This window comes from Actinocrispum sp. NPDC049592 (genome assembly GCF_040675465.1).
In the GTDB taxonomy this organism is placed as follows: Bacteria; Actinomycetota; Actinomycetes; order Mycobacteriales; family Pseudonocardiaceae; genus Kibdelosporangium.
Window position 1 is genome coordinate 668,013 of sequence record NZ_JBFAPA010000001.1, and the last position, 16,466, is coordinate 684,478.

18 protein-coding genes and 2 tRNA genes are annotated in these 16,466 nt (G+C 68.5%); 7 read left to right on the forward strand and 13 right to left on the reverse strand.

Going from position 1 to position 16,466, the window contains the following annotated elements; all coding sequences use genetic code 11:
* The first annotated feature begins 16 nt into the window (after nucleotides 1-16).
* Nucleotides 17-103 (forward strand) — tRNA-Ser (locus AB0J95_RS03170).
* A gap of 92 nt (nucleotides 104-195) precedes the next feature.
* Here AB0J95_RS03170 and AB0J95_RS03175 read toward each other — a convergent pair.
* Together AB0J95_RS03175 and AB0J95_RS03180 are read right to left on the reverse strand one after the other, a co-directional pair.
* Nucleotides 196-1,170: a hypothetical protein gene (locus tag AB0J95_RS03175; RefSeq protein WP_364751548.1), complete on the reverse strand. Its 975-nt coding sequence runs from the start codon at nucleotides 1,168-1,170 to the stop codon at nucleotides 196-198.
* Between the two features lie 88 nt (nucleotides 1,171-1,258).
* Complete coding sequence (locus AB0J95_RS03180; RefSeq protein WP_364751551.1) at nucleotides 1,259-1,402, reverse strand: hypothetical protein; 144 nt, start codon at nucleotides 1,400-1,402, stop codon at nucleotides 1,259-1,261.
* A 124-nt stretch (nucleotides 1,403-1,526) separates the two neighbouring features.
* Between AB0J95_RS03180 and AB0J95_RS03185 the strand changes: the two genes are divergently transcribed.
* A complete protein-coding gene (locus AB0J95_RS03185) occupies nucleotides 1,527-2,846 on the forward strand; it encodes a BNR-4 repeat-containing protein (RefSeq protein ID WP_364751553.1) in 1,320 nt (439 codons plus the stop codon).
* A 43-nt stretch (nucleotides 2,847-2,889) separates the two neighbouring features.
* Here the strand turns inward: AB0J95_RS03185 and AB0J95_RS03190 are convergent, their stop codons facing one another.
* Entirely contained in the window at nucleotides 2,890-3,237 is a 348-nt protein-coding gene (locus tag AB0J95_RS03190; RefSeq protein WP_364751554.1) for a hypothetical protein, read from the reverse strand.
* A gap of 249 nt (nucleotides 3,238-3,486) precedes the next feature.
* Between AB0J95_RS03190 and AB0J95_RS03195 the strand changes: the two genes are divergently transcribed.
* Nucleotides 3,487-3,798, forward strand: coding sequence for a hypothetical protein (locus AB0J95_RS03195; protein ID WP_364751556.1), 312 nt, complete (start codon nucleotides 3,487-3,489; stop codon nucleotides 3,796-3,798).
* Complete coding sequence (locus AB0J95_RS03200) at nucleotides 3,798-4,181, forward strand: hypothetical protein (RefSeq protein ID WP_364751559.1); 384 nt, start codon at nucleotides 3,798-3,800, stop codon at nucleotides 4,179-4,181. Before AB0J95_RS03195 ends, AB0J95_RS03200 begins: the two co-directional genes overlap by 1 nt.
* Nucleotides 4,182-4,339: 158 nt before the next feature.
* On the opposite strand, the gene AB0J95_RS03205 is transcribed toward AB0J95_RS03200, so the two are convergent.
* The 4 genes from AB0J95_RS03205 to AB0J95_RS03220 all read right to left on the reverse strand — a co-directional run bounded on the left by AB0J95_RS03205 (nucleotide 4,340) and on the right by AB0J95_RS03220 (nucleotide 5,753).
* A tRNA-Ser gene (locus AB0J95_RS03205) sits at nucleotides 4,340-4,426 on the reverse strand.
* A gap of 129 nt (nucleotides 4,427-4,555) precedes the next feature.
* A complete protein-coding gene (locus tag AB0J95_RS03210; protein ID WP_364751562.1) occupies nucleotides 4,556-4,768 on the reverse strand; it encodes a CsbD family protein in 213 nt (70 codons plus the stop codon).
* A gap of 44 nt (nucleotides 4,769-4,812) precedes the next feature.
* Nucleotides 4,813-5,268 carry a nucleoside deaminase gene (locus AB0J95_RS03215; protein ID WP_364751564.1) on the reverse strand — a complete coding sequence of 152 codons (456 nt, stop codon included), beginning with the start codon at nucleotides 5,266-5,268 and terminating at the stop codon, nucleotides 4,813-4,815.
* Nucleotides 5,265-5,753, reverse strand: coding sequence for a tRNA adenosine deaminase-associated protein (locus AB0J95_RS03220; RefSeq protein ID WP_364751566.1), 489 nt, complete (start codon nucleotides 5,751-5,753; stop codon nucleotides 5,265-5,267). The genes AB0J95_RS03215 and AB0J95_RS03220 overlap by 4 nt, the downstream gene beginning before the upstream one ends.
* A gap of 79 nt (nucleotides 5,754-5,832) precedes the next feature.
* Here AB0J95_RS03220 and AB0J95_RS03225 point away from each other — a divergent pair, with 79 nt between their 5' ends.
* The 3 genes from AB0J95_RS03225 to AB0J95_RS03235 all read left to right on the forward strand — a co-directional run bounded on the left by AB0J95_RS03225 (nucleotide 5,833) and on the right by AB0J95_RS03235 (nucleotide 9,954).
* On the forward strand, nucleotides 5,833-7,080 hold the full coding sequence (locus AB0J95_RS03225; protein WP_364751569.1) for a M20 family metallopeptidase: 1,248 nt from the start codon (nucleotides 5,833-5,835) through the stop codon (nucleotides 7,078-7,080).
* A gap of 78 nt (nucleotides 7,081-7,158) precedes the next feature.
* Complete coding sequence (locus tag AB0J95_RS03230) at nucleotides 7,159-8,121, forward strand: prephenate dehydrogenase (RefSeq protein WP_364751572.1); 963 nt, start codon at nucleotides 7,159-7,161, stop codon at nucleotides 8,119-8,121.
* Between the two features lie 45 nt (nucleotides 8,122-8,166).
* Nucleotides 8,167-9,954: a hypothetical protein gene (locus AB0J95_RS03235; RefSeq protein WP_364751573.1), complete on the forward strand. Its 1,788-nt coding sequence runs from the start codon at nucleotides 8,167-8,169 to the stop codon at nucleotides 9,952-9,954.
* A gap of 45 nt (nucleotides 9,955-9,999) precedes the next feature.
* On the opposite strand, the gene AB0J95_RS03240 is transcribed toward AB0J95_RS03235, so the two are convergent.
* The 6 genes from AB0J95_RS03240 to AB0J95_RS03265 all read right to left on the reverse strand — a co-directional run bounded on the left by AB0J95_RS03240 (nucleotide 10,000) and on the right by AB0J95_RS03265 (nucleotide 16,416).
* Nucleotides 10,000-10,596, reverse strand: coding sequence for a putative glycolipid-binding domain-containing protein (locus AB0J95_RS03240; RefSeq protein ID WP_364751576.1), 597 nt, complete (start codon nucleotides 10,594-10,596; stop codon nucleotides 10,000-10,002).
* Nucleotides 10,593-10,796 carry an antitoxin gene (locus AB0J95_RS03245; RefSeq protein ID WP_364751578.1) on the reverse strand — a complete coding sequence of 68 codons (204 nt, stop codon included), beginning with the start codon at nucleotides 10,794-10,796 and terminating at the stop codon, nucleotides 10,593-10,595. Before AB0J95_RS03245 ends, AB0J95_RS03240 begins: the two co-directional genes overlap by 4 nt.
* A 36-nt stretch (nucleotides 10,797-10,832) precedes the next feature.
* Nucleotides 10,833-12,794 carry an FUSC family protein gene (locus AB0J95_RS03250; RefSeq protein ID WP_364751581.1) on the reverse strand — a complete coding sequence of 654 codons (1,962 nt, stop codon included), beginning with the start codon at nucleotides 12,792-12,794 and terminating at the stop codon, nucleotides 10,833-10,835.
* A gap of 145 nt (nucleotides 12,795-12,939) precedes the next feature.
* Complete coding sequence (locus tag AB0J95_RS03255; RefSeq protein WP_364751583.1) at nucleotides 12,940-14,091, reverse strand: thioester domain-containing protein; 1,152 nt, start codon at nucleotides 14,089-14,091, stop codon at nucleotides 12,940-12,942.
* Between the two features lie 141 nt (nucleotides 14,092-14,232).
* Entirely contained in the window at nucleotides 14,233-15,897 is a 1,665-nt protein-coding gene (locus AB0J95_RS03260; RefSeq protein ID WP_364751585.1) for a DUF885 domain-containing protein, read from the reverse strand.
* A 9-nt stretch (nucleotides 15,898-15,906) separates the two neighbouring features.
* Entirely contained in the window at nucleotides 15,907-16,416 is a 510-nt protein-coding gene (locus AB0J95_RS03265) for a MarR family transcriptional regulator (RefSeq protein WP_364751588.1), read from the reverse strand.
* Between the last annotated feature and the right edge of the window lie 50 nt (nucleotides 16,417-16,466).

Consider the following 16,466-nt stretch of genomic DNA (forward strand, 5'->3'; position numbering starts at 1 on the left):
CGGTATCCTTCTCGGCGGAGGATTCGCATAGTGGCCTAGTGCGCACGATTGGAAATCGTGTTGGGTGTGATAGCCCTCAGGGGTTCAAATCCCCTATCCTCCGCTCCTTCTGGGCGACATGTGTCCGCGGAAAGCGCGGACCATGTCGCTCGCCATTATGTTGGGGGGCGACCCCCCAAACCCCCCGATGCCGATTTAGCGCTCGATGGGGTAAGTGTATTTGCCGTCCTTGTCGCGAATGGTGCGCACGAGGGTGAAGTCCGTGGTCATTTTTGTGGCGAGGTCGACGGTGAGGGCGATCGCGCCTTCGTCGGGGCAAGGGAGTTTCTCGGACGGGGAAAAGCAGACCGTGACGTAGGTACGCATTTTGTCGGCGGTGCCGGGGAGCAGGCGGTTGCCGGTGCTCAGGTAGCGGCCCAGGCGGGGTTTCGGGGTGAGGATCGCTGCGGCCAGCCAGTCGCGGGCGGCGGTTTCCATTGCGGCGCCGAACTTCTGCCCCTCGTCGAAGGACATCGCCGGGGCCAGCACGTCGCCGAGCGAACGGCCGGGCGTGATCAAGCCGCTGTGGTGGGGACTACCTGCGAGGACTTCAGCGAGGCTGCGGTCGGTCAGCTTCTGGTACGTCGGACCGGTGGTGATCGGCAACGTGGGTGGCTGCTGTGCGCTGAGGATGTTCAGCGTGATGTTGCCGACCTTCGACCGCCACGGGGATTCGCTGTTCGAACGCGCGTCTCGCCATTTCACCACGCAGTCATCGAGCGACCCGATGAGCCGGGTCACCGTGGTATTAGTAATCGGCGACGCGATCCACACCGTGAGATTGAAGGACGTATTGACAAACGGGATCTCGCCGATTCCCACTATTTCGTGTCCACAGTCGCGGAACACTTTCAACGCCGTGCGCAATTCCGCGGCCTGTGCGCGGCCGAGGTCGACGGCGTCCCGCATTTTCTGGTCGATATCCGTTTTGTCCGACCTCACCGCGAGCCGGACGATCGCATCCGGGTCGCCCCGCACCGCGAAGGTCACCTCGGACCCGGTGTCCTGCGGAAACAGCGACCGGCTGCCGATGACCGTCAACTGGCCCGGAAACAACCGGTCGGCCAGCTCCTGCGCGGTGCGGACGTCCGCCTTCGCGTCGCCGACGCCGCACGCGGCCAGCAACGACACGAGCGCCGACAACAAGACCCTGCGAGCCACCCCGCCACCGTGCCACGTCGCACGGCGAGGTAAGTGCCCGTTGAGGCGGTTTTCGGTGTCAGTCCTCGTCGTCCGGCTTCGCGTGGTCGGCCTTGCCCGGCGTCGGGTCACGGGTCAAGTCGACCAACGGGTGCGGGCCGTCCGCGTCGTCGGGCAGGGCATGGCTGCCCCGGCGTTCGGTGTTCTCCTGATTTGCGCTCACGACGCCCCTCCTCTGTGTCCGTCCGGACCATACCTAGGGGTGCCGCGGGGTCTTCTCCCGGGCTGGCCAGGTGTGACAGCATGAGGTCCCGCCGCCTGGGACAGATCGACCAGGAGGCAGCTTCATGCGCCGATCGCAGCGCATCCTCACCACCCTGACCGTGTTGGCCACCACGGTGGCCCTCGCCCCGGTTGTCTCGGCCGCGCCTTCGGACTTCTCGGTGATGACTCCGGCCACCAACGTGGCCTCGCGGTCCGACCGCAGACCGGTCGCGGGCGGGGTGTACGACGCCCACGCGGACAAGACGTTCATCTCGTGGTCCGGCCAGGCCGCCGACGCGTACGTGCAGGCGTACGACCACCGCACGCGCACCTGGAGCACGCCGAAGTTCATCGCGCCCGGCGAGTCCGACTCGCACAACTACCCGACCATGATCGAAGCCGCCGACGGGCACATCCTGCTGGTCCGCGGCATGCACAACACCGCGACCGTGATCAGCCGCTCGCCCAGCGCCCACTCCATCGAGGGCGACTGGACCACCTACGAGGTTCCCTCGGGTAAGGCCGCCAGCTACCCGATGCCGTTCAAGACGTTCGACGGCACCTTGTACGTGTTCTACCGCGAGACCACGCACGACATCGACAAGAACGTCCCCACCGACACCCGGCAGATGAAGTACATCGTCTCCAAGGACAACGGGCTGACCTGGAAGAACAACATCGACGTGGTCGGCCAGCCGTTCGTGATCGGCTCGACGTCCCGGCCGGACAACATGAACGAGATCTACATCGGCCAGCTGCGGCAGGATCCGCTGACCGGGCTGGTCCACATCGTGTACACGCTCGCCGGCGGTGGCCCGACCCAGCACGTGCACGACTTCTACCACCGCAACATGTATTACACCGTGTTCAACCCGTACAACCAGCACTTCTACTCGGCCGCCTGGCGTGACCTGGGTACCCAGGTCGACGACGTCGACCAGGAGACCTACCTGAAGATCGCCGACACTCCGCTGGAGAAACCCGCCGACGCCAAGACCCCGGACTACATCCAGCAGGTCGGCTCCACCTTCGGCCGTCCCTTCGTGCTCTGGTTCACCTACGACACCAACGGCGTGACGCACAACCAGGCCAGCGTGTGGACCGGAACCCGTTGGGAGACCAAGGAAGTGGCCAGCGGCATGCGCACCCGCGAGATCGAGCAGGTGAACCTCGTCACCTGGCGTGTGTACGCGACCCGCGACGGCCGGCCGAACATCGAGACGTACCTGCTGACCTTCGGCCGCGACTGGCGCCCGGAAACCGTTATCAACACACCGAAGCCGGTACAGCGGATCGAACTGATCGGCAACTTCCGTGACCCCGCCCGGATTCTCGCCAGCGGCGCCTCCACCGCCCGCGACGTTTCCGTGGCAGACGGCGACATCTACGTCGCCGGCCGCTGACCGCCGAGTCTGGGTGGGCTTCCGCGGAAGCCCACCCAGACCCCTAGTACAGCTCGTCATGACGGTCGACGATCCGCTGCAGTTCCCGGGCACAGTGCCGTGGCAACGCGAGCAGCACGCCTTCCAGGATGTCCCGGGACAGGTGCGGATCGCCGCAACACTCCCAGATCCCGCAGTCGCCGGGGTCGGCAGACCAGAAGCGGTGCCCGGGTTCGCGGACGAAGTTGTGCCACCGCACCAAAGCCATGGTCACAATCCCGGGCCAGAGGTAGTTGCGGGACCGCTCGAGCCGCACGATCCCGGCGGCCAGCCGCGGTGATATCCCGGCTATCTCAGGGGATTCGCCCGGACGCGGGTCGGTCCGGACCTGAGCGGGGCGCCTACGCGACATCGCCCTTTCGGTTGATCATCCGCCTATGATGCCACTCCTGCCTGGCCTTGATCGAGCAGATGTCGCCGTTCAGCGAGCGTCATTTTCCGAAAGCGAGGCGGGACAACGGGTTAGCAGCTGCCGGGCACGTGGATGGCGGGGCACGTGCTGGTCACGAATGAGCCTCAAATCGGGCAAGAGCGGAAGGGCGCCGGCCGGACGGCCGATATGAGGGCATCGGTTTTCGCTGCTCGGGAGATTGGAGCGGCCGTGCGCGACTTCGCTCATTCCTACCTGTTCCTACGCCGGTTCATCGGCTTCATCGGCACGCTGCTGCCGTTCGCCGTGATCATCGGTGTCGCCGTGATGTCCGGCGAGTTGCTGACCTCGGTCAGCGCCTCGTACCACACCGGCATGCGCGACGTTTTCGTCGGCAGTATGTGCGCGATCGGGGTGTTCCTGATCTTCTACCGCGGGCTGAACTGGCGCGACGACCTCCTCGGCTGGATCGCCGGCCTCGCGGCGATCGGCGTGGCCCTGGTGCCACCCGCCCGCCGAAGGACGCCACGACCACCCAGGTGATGGCCGACTATGTCCACATCGGCCTGTCCGCGGTGTTCTTCCTTTCCCTGGCGGTGTTCTGCTTCCGCTTCACCCTCAAGGAACAAGACCCGCTCCCCGACCCCCAGCGCAAACAACTGCGCAACCGCATCTACATCACTTGCGGCGTCGTGATTCTCGTCTGCCTGGCGCTGATCGCCTTGTTCGGCTGGGTTCTGGAGAACTGGGCCGAACCGGCGCATCCCGTGCTGTGGCTGGAAGCCTTGGCCACCGTCGCGTTCGGCTGGTCCTGGTTCATCAAGGGCAAGACCCTGTGGAAGGACAACCCACCGCGAATCCCCGCCCTCACACCGCCCGCCGACGACGCCCAGCCCCCCGCAACCACCGAGGCCGCACCCGTCTAGCCCCCACCGCCCCTCAATTGACCATCGGTCCCGGGTGACCATCACATCGGGCCAACCCATGCGGGCGCAGCCCGCTCCGGGGGGTTTGGGGGTCGTCCCCCAAAATGAGGCGAGCGACGCGGTCCACGCTTTCCGTGGACACACGTCGCCCGAGCGAGCGGTAGCGGTGGGATTTGAACCCACGGAGGACGTGAATCCTCACACGCTTTCGAGGCGTGCTCCTTCGGCCGCTCGGACACGCTACCGAGCGGAAGCTTACCGGACGCCTCCCAGCGGGTTTCCGGCGCCCACCGGCCTCACGGGCAGCAAGGCGGCCCGGCACCGTTGTCGGTACCGGGCCGCGTGGACTGAGTCATCCCCGACGGATCGCCGGGTCACCTTTCGCCCTGGAGCCTGTCCTTGGCGTCCTTCACCGCGCCGGCCGCCCGGTCGCGGACGTCGTGTGCGGTCTCCTTGGTCTCGCCGGAGAGCTGGTCGCGCTTGCCGGCCGCCTCGAGGTCCTCGTTGTCGGTCTCGCGGCCGACGGTCTCCTTGCCCTTGCCGAGCATCTGCTCGGCCTTGTCCTTGATCTTGTCGAAGTTGCCCATAACTCCGAATGCCCGCCAGAACAGCCGGGACACTGTGATCCAAATCACATACGTCGGGCGGCAAAGAAGGTTTCAAGGAGGGCCGACGACTCCTCGGCCAGCACCCCGCCCACGACCTCGGGGCGGTGGTTGAGGCGTTGGTCGCGCACGACGTCCCAAAGCGACCCGACAGCTCCTGTACGGGGCTCCCAGGCCCCGAAAACGACCCTGGAGATCCGCGCGAGGACCAGGGCGCCCGCGCACATCGTGCACGGCTCGACGGTCACCACCAGCGTGCAGCCGGCCAGGCGCCAGCCGTCGCCGTGAACACGAGCCGCGGCTCGCAACGCGAGGATCTCCGCGTGCGCGGTGGGGTCGCCGAGGGCTTCGCGGGCGTTGCAAGCGCTTGCGAGCTCCTCCCCCGACGGCGACAGCACCAACGCGCCGATGGGCACGTCCCCGGTCGCGAGCGCCCCCCTGGCCACGCGCAGGGCGCCCCGGACCAGGTCGGCGTCGTTCACCGCTGGATGCGGTCGAGCAGGTTGTTGAACGCGTCGGCGAACCCGCAGCGCTGGGCCACCATCTGCAGCTGCTGGTCCGGGTAGAGGTCCACCTCGGTGGTGATCACCTGCAGCTCCGGCCCGGGCAGGCCGAGATCCGCCAGGATGTCCAGCGACCCGGCCGGCCACAGCTCGTCCTCGTAGTCCTCCGGCGGGTCCACCCGCAGCACGTCGAGGGCGTCCGCCGCGATGTCGTAGTCCAGCGCCGCGGCGGCGTCCGAGAGCAGCAGGGAGACCCCGCGCGGGCTCGGCCGCAACAGCAGGAAGAACTCGTCGTCGACCGCGAGCATGCCGAACACCGCCCCGGTCGAGCGGATCTTGCGCAGTTCGGTGATCGCTGAGTCGAGTGACCCGAGCGCTTCCGCGCTCATGGAGTCGCACCGCCACTTGCCGTCCTCACGGACGACCGCTACCGCGAAGCCGGCGACCGGCTCCTCCTGTGACATGTGCACACCGTATTCCGGTTGGCGTTCACCCGGAAGAACCAGCCCCCATCCGCGCGCCCGCGATGTCACTATCGATTGTATGAACGCGACCCGCCCTCTCCCGTCACCCGCCGTTTCCCCGCTGGCCACCGACCCCCGGTTCAGCGGCCTGGTCGAGGCGGCGCGCGCGCTGCAGCCCAAGACCGTGGCCCTGCGCAGGCGGATCCACAAGTTCCCGGAACAGGGGCTGCAACTGCCCCGCACCCAGGCGGCCGTGGTGCAGGCGCTGGACGGGCTGCCGCTGCAGATCACGCTGGGCAAGAAGGTCAGTTCGGTGACCGCGGTGCTGACCGGCGCCAGGCCAGGGCCGACGGTGCTGCTGCGTGGGGACATGGACGCGTTGCCGTTGCAAGAGGACAGCGGGCTGGACTACGCGTCCGCAGTGGACGGTTCGATGCACGCTTGTGGCCACGACACGCACACCGCGATGCTGGTGTCCGCCGCGCGGTTGCTCTCCAGCCGCAAGGAGGCCCTGGCCGGGCGGGTGATCTTCATGTTCCAGCCGGGTGAGGAGGGCCACCACGGCGCCCGGTACATGATCCACGAAGGCGTGCTGGACGCCGGTGGCCGGCCGATCGAACGGGCCTTCGCCCTGCACATCACGTCCACCGACACCTCCGGGATGATCCGCAGCAAGGCCGGCGCGATGCTGGCCGCGGCGGACTCGTTCGTGGTGAAGGTGACCGGGCGGGGCGGGCACGGCGCCATTCCGTCCGAGGCGCTGGACCCGGTTCCGGCCGCGGCCGCGATGGTCGGCGCGATCCAGACCCTGGTCACCAGGCGGATCAGTGTTTTCGAACCGGTCGTGGCGACGGTCGGGCGGATCACCGCGGGTACGACGTCCAACATCATCCCGGAGACCGCCGAACTGGAGGGCACGTTCCGGTCCCTGTCCGAGCCCAGCCGCGCGAAGATACGGGCCGAGCTGCCGAAGCTGTGCCAGCACATCGCCGCCGGGTACGGCTGCCGCGCGGATGTCACGCTCACGCCCGGATATCCGGTGACCGTCAACGACGACGAGATCGGCCCGCACGTGGTCGATCTGGCCAGTGCGGTGCTGGGCAACCGGCATGCCGCGCCGATGCCCAACCCGTTGATGGGCGCCGAGGACTTTTCCTACGTCTTGCAGCGGGTTCCGGGCGCGTTCGCGTTTCTGGGAGCGTGCCCACCCGGGGTGGACCCGGCCCAGGCCGATCCGAACCATTCCAACCGCGTGCATTTCGACGAGTCAGCGCTCGCGAACGGCGTAGCGATGTACGCGGCGTTCGCACTGGACACGTTGCGATAGACAAGAAACCGGACAGATCCGCCGGTTCGCGGCTGACGGCTTCCCCCCGGCCATTGATTTGTAGGGCACTATGTGCTCGTGCGTCCAGTGTGTGTGATCGGGTTGGGGCTCATCGGCGGCTCGCTGCTGCGCGCGGCGAGTGCGGCTGGACGGGAGGCCTGGGGCGCGACAGCGTCCACAGTAGATACTGAAGCCGCCAAAGTGGACGGTTTCCGCGTGGAGTCGCGTGTGGACGTCGCGCTGCGGCTGGCGCGCGAGCGGGACGCCATTGTCGTTGTCGCGGTGCCGTTGCCGGAGGTCGACCTGACACTGTCGACGGTCGCCCGCAACGCCCCCGACTGCCTGCTGACCGATGTGGTCAGCGTGAAGGCGCCCGTTGTCGAGGCCGCGCGGCAGTTCGCCGGCCGGGCCCGGTTCGTCGGCGGGCATCCGATGGCCGGAACGTCGGCATCCGGCTGGGCCGCGGGCTCCGCGGACCTCTTCAAGGACGCGGCCTGGGTGCTGACGATCGAGGACGAGACGGACCTGGGCGCGTGGCGAGAAGTGGCCCAGCTCGTACTGGACTGCGGTGCCCAACCGGTTCCGGCGTCCGCCGCGGCACACGACGACGCCGTCGCCCGGATCTCGCATCTGCCGCACCTGCTCGCCGCGGTGCTCGCCGCGGTTGGCGCGGACTCCGGAATGCTGCCGCTGGCGCTCGCGGCCGGTTCGTACACCGACGGAACCCGCGTCGCCGGAACCCGCCCGGAGCTCGTGCGCGCGATGTGTGAAGGCAACCGGGCCTCGCTGCTCGACGCCGTCGACGACGCCCTCGGGCGGCTCGGCGCGGCGCGCGGGGCGCTGGCGTCGACGGGGTCGCTCGGTGCGACCGTCGGGGCCGGTCATCGCGGCTGGCAGGCGCTGAACGAGTACCGCACGACCCCGCGCCCGGCCGGCCGGATCGACCTCTCCGCGCCCGACAGCAGGGAGGCGTTGCTGGCCCTGGGCGCCCGCGGTGGCCGAATTGTCGGGTTGGAAGGGGACTTCGCGGTCACGGGCTAGCAACAAAGGTGTGATCTGACTCCCAAATATGCCTAGCTTGAGCGGGTGGAGCGTCGTCTGCTGCAACGGGCCGGGTACGTGGTCGGGGGTCTGGTGCTGGTCACCGGGGCCGTGGTCGCGCTGCGCAACTCCGACACCCCCACGGCGCAGAAGCCGCCGCCCCCGCCGCCGGTTCAGACCACCGTGCGCGACTACGCCGACGAGGGCGTCCTCGTGCCGCAGCCGGGCGCGAAACCCGCGCCGCCCAAGGATCTCCGCGTCGTCTCCGGCGCGCACCGATTACAGGCCATCTGGACACCGGACAAGGACATGGCCGGCTATGAGGTCCAGGTGCACGGCGACCGGTTCGACAAGACCAAGCTGGTCATCGGGTCGGCCGCGCAGTTCGACAACCTGCCGGGCGGCGGCCTGTTCACTGTCTCGGTACGGGCGGTGGACGTGTTCGGCCAGCGCTCTGGCTCGGCCACTCAGGACGGCCAGCCGGCGGGGTCGTACCCGGATGAGAGCTTCTACCCGCTGATCGACCAGTTCGACGGCAAGGTGGTGCCCGATCCAGCGCGCTGGCAGCTGGCGTACAACGCGGCCTGCGCGCACATGACCCGTGGCGCTGGGGAAGATGCCCGGCGGATGGTGATCAGTGCCGCCTGCGGCAACGAGTCCGTGGCGTTGCGGTCGCGGACTCCCTTGCGGCTCAACAACAAGGCCGGTCGCGTGATGATCGAGACCGACGCGCCCGGGGCCGCCGGTGAGATGACCCTGGACCTGGTTCCGGGACCCGCCGACCTGATCGAAACGACCACTCGCAGCGGTCCGCCGCCGGGCACGCTGCGCGTCCGGATCACCCCGACGTCGTTGGAAGTCCCTGGGGCGCAACCGATCCAGATCGACCCGCTGCAGACCGGGCTGAGCACGCGCTGGGAGTTCGCCCTCGCCGCCGACGGGATCCGCGTGTGGCGCAACGGTTCCCTGGTCGGCAGCGGGCCCGCGGTGCCCGCGTGGAACGAGGCGACGCCGCTGTTCTCGTTCACCGGTCCGGCCAACGGGCTGACGTTCGTGGCCATCGACGCCCTCGGCCTGTCGAACGCCGACACCCCCGCCTTCGTCCCGCCGCCCAGGATCACGACCACGCCGCGCCCGTCCGCCGCGGCCGTGAAGATGCCCGGGCAGCTCGGCGGCCAGCTGCGGATGACCATCCGGTCGAGCTATGGCGAGGCCATGCCCGGCCCGTTCACCGTGACCATCGGTCAGCAGACATTCCCGGCCGAGCCCGCGGTGGCGGGTCAGCAGTTCGAGTCGGGGCTGCGGTTCCCGGTCGTCGCGAACCTGCCCGCGGACGCCGTGGTCGTCAACGACCGCAACGAACTCAGCCTCCAGCTGCACAGCGCGACGCCGAACCTCGCACCCCAGCTCGTGCACGCCGCCCTCGAACTGGTTCCCGACCCGGCCATGCCGGTCAAGGTCACCACGGCCGACGAACCGATGGAACGCCCCAAGCCGACCCTGCCGCTCACCACGGCGACCCTGCTCGACGCGTCCGGCGGCAAGATCGAGAGCGGCCACGCCAGCCCGCGCGGCCGCGTCATCCTGGACATCACGACGACCGCCGACGGACCCGTGGCGGGTCTCGCCGGCGTCGAGGTGTGGGTGGACAACAAGCGCATCGCGGGCCTGGCGACCAACCGCGACGGCCCGGGGATCGGCGGCCACTGGCGCCTGGCGCTGAACACGGCCGGCTTCCCGCCGGGCATCCGCGACCTGGAGCTGAAGGCGATCAGCACCGACGGCGTGACCTCACCCCAGTTCACCACCATTCCCTGGCAGATCCCCAGCTAGTGAGTGGTTTCGGTCGTTCCAACGGCCGAAACCACTCACGAGGGGTCAGACGCGGGTGGCGAGGCCGGGGTAGTCGATCACGAAGCCCTCGCTGTCGACCGTGAGGTCGGCGGTGAAGTTCTCGTCGCGGTAGTTGACCACCGCGCTGTCGTCCCCGATCGACACCGTCGTGTAGGTCTGCTGGGAGACGCGGATGTTCAGGTCCGGCAGGGACACGTAGACCACCGGCAGCTCGTGCTGGCCCGCCTCGCGGTGCAGCCCGAGGCGGCGGACCGGGAACGCGTTGAACGTGACCGCGCCGGCCACGTCCACCTCGAAGGCCCCGCCGAAGGTCGAGCGCTCGTTGCCCTGGCCGCGGTCGACCAGCCAGAGGCCGTCCTCGGTCCGGTTGACCGAGAGCTGGCGCTCCTCCTCCGCGGTCGTCACGCGCAGCAGCAGCCGGCAGAACGTGCCCGCTTCGTCGGTGGCGGCCTCGAACGAGGTGCTGTAGGCGTCCGCGTCGCCGGTCGCCGCCGCGATCAGCCTGCCGGAGGTCTTGAACCGGACCCCGGCCACCAATAAGCGGACCGACTCCAGGCGTGGCGCGTCAACGCCCTGCCAGGTGAGGATGGTTGGCTTGCGGGTGAGAGTAGTGGTCGTCACGCGTTGTTCTCGCCGTCCTGCTGGGGCTTGTCCGGGATCAGCTCCTGGAGCTTGTCCACCGCACCGTCGATCTGCTCCTCGTGCCCGAACTTCTGCTTGGCGAACTCGCCCGCCTTCTCCAGGCCGTCCTCGATCTTGTCGCCGTGCTCGTTGATCAGGCCCTTGGCCTTGTCCGCCAACCCGCCAAAGTCGATACCCATGATCGCTCCTTACCGCACCCGGTCCCGTCTCGCAGGCTACCCAACTCTGCGGACCGGCTGCAGCAGACGTCGGACGATCTGTCCCGGCGACCGGCTGTACCAGTCCGGTCCACGCAGTGTGGTCAGCATGGACACCAGTTCCGTAACAAGTCGGGACAGCCGATCCACGTCGGGCATAGCCACTCGTTCGGGTGGTCTTTCCTCGCGGATCGCGGCGGCCGCCTCGGCGACGGCCTCGGTGAGCGCCTCGATCGCGTCCGGGGTGATCGGCTCGGCGCCCCGTTTGATGCCCACGGCCAGGCCGGTCACCGCGTCGGTGGCGCGTTCCAGGGTCACGATCACCGGCCACCAGGCGGCGGCCTGCAGCCCGGCGGCGGACGGCTCGACGACGGCCTGCTGGAAGACGTTCCGCAGGTCGGAGAGCTGCCGGTAGATCTGGCGGCGCAGCTGCACGCGTTTGTCCGAACCGGACAGCCCGTACTCGATGTACTTCTGCAGGGCGTCCAGAACCGTTAGAAGGTGGGTTCCCACCCGGGGCTTGAAGCTGCCCGGCCACAGCAGGTAACCGACGACGAGCACGATCGCGCAGCCGATCGCGGTGTCCATCAGCCGCGCGAGGACCAGACCCCAGTTGCTGGCGTGCGCCAAGTCGAGCTGAACTATCACCAATGGGGTGACGAACGTGGAGAACATCCCGTAGTTGCGGTCCCGGCCGATCGGCAGCGCCGCCGCGATCACCGCGACCAGCAGCACCAGGACCCAGCCCTTCGGGTCGAACGCCAGCACGGCCGCGCCCAGCACGACACCGGCCAGCGTCCCCAGCCCGCGCAGCAGCGCGCGGCCGAACACCGACCCGAAGTCGGGCTTGAGCACGATCGCGACCGTCAACGCCACCCAGTACGGGTACTGCAGTTTGAGGATCCAGCCGAGCCACTCGGCCAACGCCATGCAGGCCATCAGCCGCAACGCGTGCGACCAGGCGACCCAGCTGCCGAACGTGGTGTCCAGCCAGTCATCGAACCGTTCGCGCCACGGCACCGCGTCGTCGTCGAGGTCGCGGGCGTCCTTCTTGCCGCCCTTGGCAGTCAGCCCCTCCAGGCCGGCGCGCAACGCCGCCAGGCCCCGCGAGGCCTCCTCGAACTCCGGCGGCGCGGGCAACGGCCGGTCGAGCCGGATCGCCTCGGCGACGGTCGCGAGGTGCACGACGACCTCGGCGGGTGGATGGCGGCCCACGTTCACCAGCGCCACGCTCGCCTCGATCACCGGCGTGGTTTCGGCGAGCAGGTTCATCAGGCGGCGGTAGGTCCGGTCCCGCCCGGAGAGGCGCGAACGGGCGGTCAGCAACGCGTCGTAGGCCGCGTTGAGGACATTGGTGAGGCCTACCCGGGCCGCGCGCGCCTCAGGCGTCCCCGACGCCGCCAGCATCACCGCCAGTTCGTCGTAGACCTGGGCCACCGCAGCACGTTCCGGCCCGGTGGCGCGCACCGTCCAGCCCGCGATCGCGAGCAGCCACGCGAACACCGCGCCGACGACGAACCAGAACGTCGCGAAGATCGCGTCCCGCGGCTGCCCGGAGCCGAGCGTCGCGAACACCAGCAGCTGCAAGGCGGACAGCGAGGCGATGTTCCCGTTGACGCTGATCAACGCGGACGCACCGGCCAGCGCGACCAGCACGATCGCGGTCCACCACCCGTGCCCGGAAGCCGACCCGCCGAGGAAGAACCCGGCGGCGCCACCGAAGATCGCCCACCCGATCCGGCGCGCGCGGTACCGGTACGGCCCGTCCTGGTCGCCGAACGTGGCGCACAGCGCGCCCTGCGAGATCAACGCGCCGATGTCCAGCCGCCCGAACGCCATCCCGAGCCCGATCGGCCCGGCGATCCCGATCGCCGCCCGCACAACACGTCTCCACGAGATCGGCACGGACTTCGGCCGCAGCAGCTGAACCAGCCAATGCGGAGCGCCGACATCCCTCCCCGTCGCCGTCGTCCCCGCCACGTGCCCATCTAAACAAAGATCGGGCCTGGTGGTCGCCCACCAAGCCCGATCTTTAACTACTCAACCGATGCTCGACCCCGGCTTGGCCGCGCCGGAAATGACCGGCTTCCGGCGGCCAAGCCCTGTCCGAGCGGAGCGAGGACCATCAAGCCCTGCGACGGCGCACGAAGATCAGCGCGCCGACACCGCCGAGCACGAGCACGCCGCCGATGACGAGCGGCAGGGTGATCGAGGCGCCGGTGTTGGCCAGTTCGTTCTTGGCCTGCGGGGCGGGCGGGGCCTCGGTGGTGGGGGTGCTGACGGTGACGGCCCAGCTGGCGGTGGCGTCGGCGGTGAGGTTGGCCTTGCCGTTGCCGGCCAGGATCAGCGCCTGCGACTCCTTCTTGCCCACGAACAGCCGGCCGGAGGTGAGGGTGGCCTCGGCGCTGACCTTGATCTTCGCCGAGCCGTCGGCCTGGCCGGCCGGCACGCTCACGTAGAACTCGTACTTGTCCTTGGTGGCCTGCTTCTTGCCGTCGAGCTCCTTGCCGTCCTTATCAGTGATCTTGACACCGCTGGGCAGCTCGCCCTTGATCACGACGTTGTCGGCGTTGGTGGTGGCGGTGAACGGGCCGATCAGCGAGCCGGGCTTGCCGGCCAGCTTGTCCGGGGTGAGCGTGAGGGCCGGCTTGGGCTGGACCTTGTCCGCGTTCTTCTTGGCGTTGTCGACCAGCCAGTTGTAGACGTCGCGGACGTCGGCCTTGGTGCCCTCGTCGATCTTGTCGTGGTTGTTCGGGTCGACCTGGCCCGCCACGTCGATCAGCTTGCGGTCGTCGCTGAAGTACCAGGCCGCGGCCTGGGTGGCGGTGATGGCCTCCTGCTTGCTGAGTCCATCGTGGAGCTTCAGCCCGGTCGCCTTGTGGACGGCGTCGGTGTCGAGGTTCGGGTAGCTGTGCTGCAGCAGCCAGTTGATCTCACCGGCGTGCTTGGGGAAGCTGCTCTTCTTGTTGGAGTGCTGGTCCCAGGGCTTCTCGACGTACTCGGCGGTGAAGTCGATGTTGGTGTCGATGTCGACGCAGTAGGCGTTGAGGGTCTTGCCGCCGACCTTCAGGTCGAACAGCAGCGCGTCGAACGGGGTCGAGCCCTTGTCGTTCAGGTCGCTGACGTTGACCTTGTAACCGACGTTCCCCTTGGCCGCCTGACCGGCCGTGGCGGTAACGGCATCATCCGCACCAGCGGGAATGGCCGATGCCATCAGGCCGATCGCAGTCACACCCAACAGCGCGGCACCCGCGCGCAGCTTCCCGACTCGCCTCACGACTGATGCTCCCTCTATTCGGTCCGTGCCCCGGAACGCAATCACTCTGTGTTGTGTACGAACACCATCGAGCGGCGTGACTCTATACACCCCGGAATGACGATCGACTCCGGGGTGTACAAAGGGAGCACAAATACCTCTTTAGGGCGTCGCCCAATCGGTGACGACCTGGTCAAGCACGTTGAGCGGCAGCGGGCCACCGCCGATCACCAGGTCATGGAAGGCGCGGATGTCGAACCGATCGCCCATCGCGGTCTGGGCCGCGGCGCGGATTCGTTGAATTTCCAACCGGCCGACCATATAGGACAGTGCCTGACCTGGGTAGGCGATGTAGCGGTCGACTTCGGTGCCGATCTCCAGCGCGGGCATGGGCACGTTGGCGGTCATGTAGTCCACGGCCTGCTGCCGCGACCAGCCCTTGGCGTGCAGGCCGGTGTCCACGACCAGCCGCCCGGCCCGCACGGCGTCCATGGAAAGCATCCCCAGCCGGGCTATATCGCCTGAATAGAGGCCCATTTCCTCGGCCAGCCGCTCGCAGTAAAGGCCCCAGCCCTCGGTGTAGGCGTTCACGCTGGCGATCCGCCGCAAAAGCGGCAGATCCGTGAGCTCACTCGCGATTGTCAGCTGGAAGTGGTGTCCCGGCACCGCCTCATGGAACGCCGTTACCTCTGACGTGTGCTTATGCCGCTCCTGTGGCTGATATGTATTGGCGAAATAAGTCCCGGCCCGGGAGCCGTCCATCGACGGCGGCATGTAGTACGCCATCGGCGCGCCCGGGGCTTCGGCGTCGCCGATCGGTTCGACCTTGCAACTGTGCGACGGCAGCCGGCCGAACCACTGCGGCGCGACCTCCTCGGCGCGCTGGATCGCGGTGCGGGCCGCGGTGAGCAGCTCCTCGCCGGACTCCCAGCGCAGCGAGGGGTCGGTCTTCAGCCGCGTGAAGATCTCCTGCAGGCCCGACGTGCCGAACACCCGCGCCCCGATCGTGGCGAACTCCGCCTGGATCTGGTCCATCAGGTCGAGGCCGGTCTGGTGCAGCTCGTCGGGTGTGCGGTCGGTCGTGGTGTGGTAGCGCGAAAGCAACGCGTACATCTGCTCACCGCCGGGCAGCCAGGACAGGCCCGGCTTGTCCTCGGGACGGGCGTGCGGGGCGATCTCCTCGGCCAGAACCTGCCGGTACGCGGCGAAAGCCGGCCGGACGACCTCGGCGAGCAGACGGTCGCGATCGGCCACAAAGGACTCGGCGGCGTCCTCGGGCGGCGCCGGGCGGGTCAGTACATCGGTCTCGGCCGAAGCCAGATAACGGTCCAGATGCGAAATCGCCGCCTGAACGAGATGCGTCACCGGCACCCGGCCCGCTGTGACGCCTTCACGGTGACGGTCCGCGACCACCGCCAGGTAGTCCGGCAGTCCGGACAACCGCGTCAGATAGTCGCCCGCACGCTCGGCGTTGGGCAGCTGGGTCATCGGCAGCATGGTCAGCAACGCCGACGCCGGACCGATGAACAGGTCGGTGATCGTGTACTCGGCCATGTGCGAGTCGATCCGGTCGGCCGCGGCCCGCGCCTGCTGCGCGATCACCGCGAGCGTCACCGCGTCGCCGGCGTCCACTCCGGACTTCGCGGCCGCGTCCGCCCGCTCGGCGATATCCAGCACCTTGCCGCGGAAGTCCCGCTCCGCCGCCGCGGACGGGTCACCGAGCCGGGCGTCGTACCCGGGGATGCCATAGAGCGACGCACCGACGGGGTCGTGCTCGAACTCAAGCTGGACAAGCTCGTCCGCCAGTGCGTTGGCCTCGTTCGTCATAACAAGACACTAGTCACTGAGCCCCCACTCGCGGTGGAGCTTGGCCCGGCGCTCCTTCCAGCGCTCCATCACGCCGGGCATCTCCTCGTGCAGATAGTCGAAGAACGCCACGGTCTCCCGCATCCGCTGGCCCGCGCGGGTGTGCACGCCGAGCGCGTCGATGCCGTCGTCCAGGATGGACCGCCAGCGCAGCATCAGCTGCTCGCGCTGGGTGATCATGTCGTACCACATGTCCGCTTTGAGGAAGTAGTAGTCGCGGCGCGAGCCCGGCTCCCGGCGGCGTTCGATCATGTCGACCTGGGTGAGGTAGCGCACCGCGCCGGAGATGGCCGCCGGGCTGACCTGCAGCACCTCCGCCAGCTCCGCGGCGGTCAGCCGGGCCGCGTCCTCGGCGAGCAGCGCCACGAACACGCGCGCCGCCATCCGTTGCATCCCGGCGTCGGCCAGCTGGCCGGCGAACCGCTCGATGAACTCCTGGACCCCAGCTCTGTCCCGGCCTCCGGCCGCCACCTCGCTCACCGAAGCATCCTCTCGTGTAGATAGTTGCAACAGGTAAGTTTATACGCTTT

What these genes read in the sequence shown, in the direction of transcription:
- AB0J95_RS03185 (WP_364751553.1), top strand. Translation starts at nt 1,527, where the DNA reads ATGCGCCGATCGCAGCGCATCCTCACCACCCTGACCGTGTTGGCCACC.
- AB0J95_RS03190 (WP_364751554.1), bottom strand. Translation starts at nt 3,237, where the DNA reads ATGTCGCGTAGGCGCCCCGCTCAGGTCCGGACCGACCCGCGTCCGGGC.
- AB0J95_RS03200 (WP_364751559.1), top strand. Translation starts at nt 3,798, where the DNA reads ATGGCCGACTATGTCCACATCGGCCTGTCCGCGGTGTTCTTCCTTTCC.
- AB0J95_RS03210 (WP_364751562.1), bottom strand. Translation starts at nt 4,768, where the DNA reads ATGGGCAACTTCGACAAGATCAAGGACAAGGCCGAGCAGATGCTCGGC.
- AB0J95_RS03220 (WP_364751566.1), bottom strand. Translation starts at nt 5,753, where the DNA reads ATGTCACAGGAGGAGCCGGTCGCCGGCTTCGCGGTAGCGGTCGTCCGT.
- AB0J95_RS03225 (WP_364751569.1), top strand. Translation starts at nt 5,833, where the DNA reads ATGAACGCGACCCGCCCTCTCCCGTCACCCGCCGTTTCCCCGCTGGCC.
- AB0J95_RS03245 (WP_364751578.1), bottom strand. Translation starts at nt 10,796, where the DNA reads ATGGGTATCGACTTTGGCGGGTTGGCGGACAAGGCCAAGGGCCTGATC.
- AB0J95_RS03260 (WP_364751585.1), bottom strand. Translation starts at nt 15,897, where the DNA reads ATGACGAACGAGGCCAACGCACTGGCGGACGAGCTTGTCCAGCTTGAG.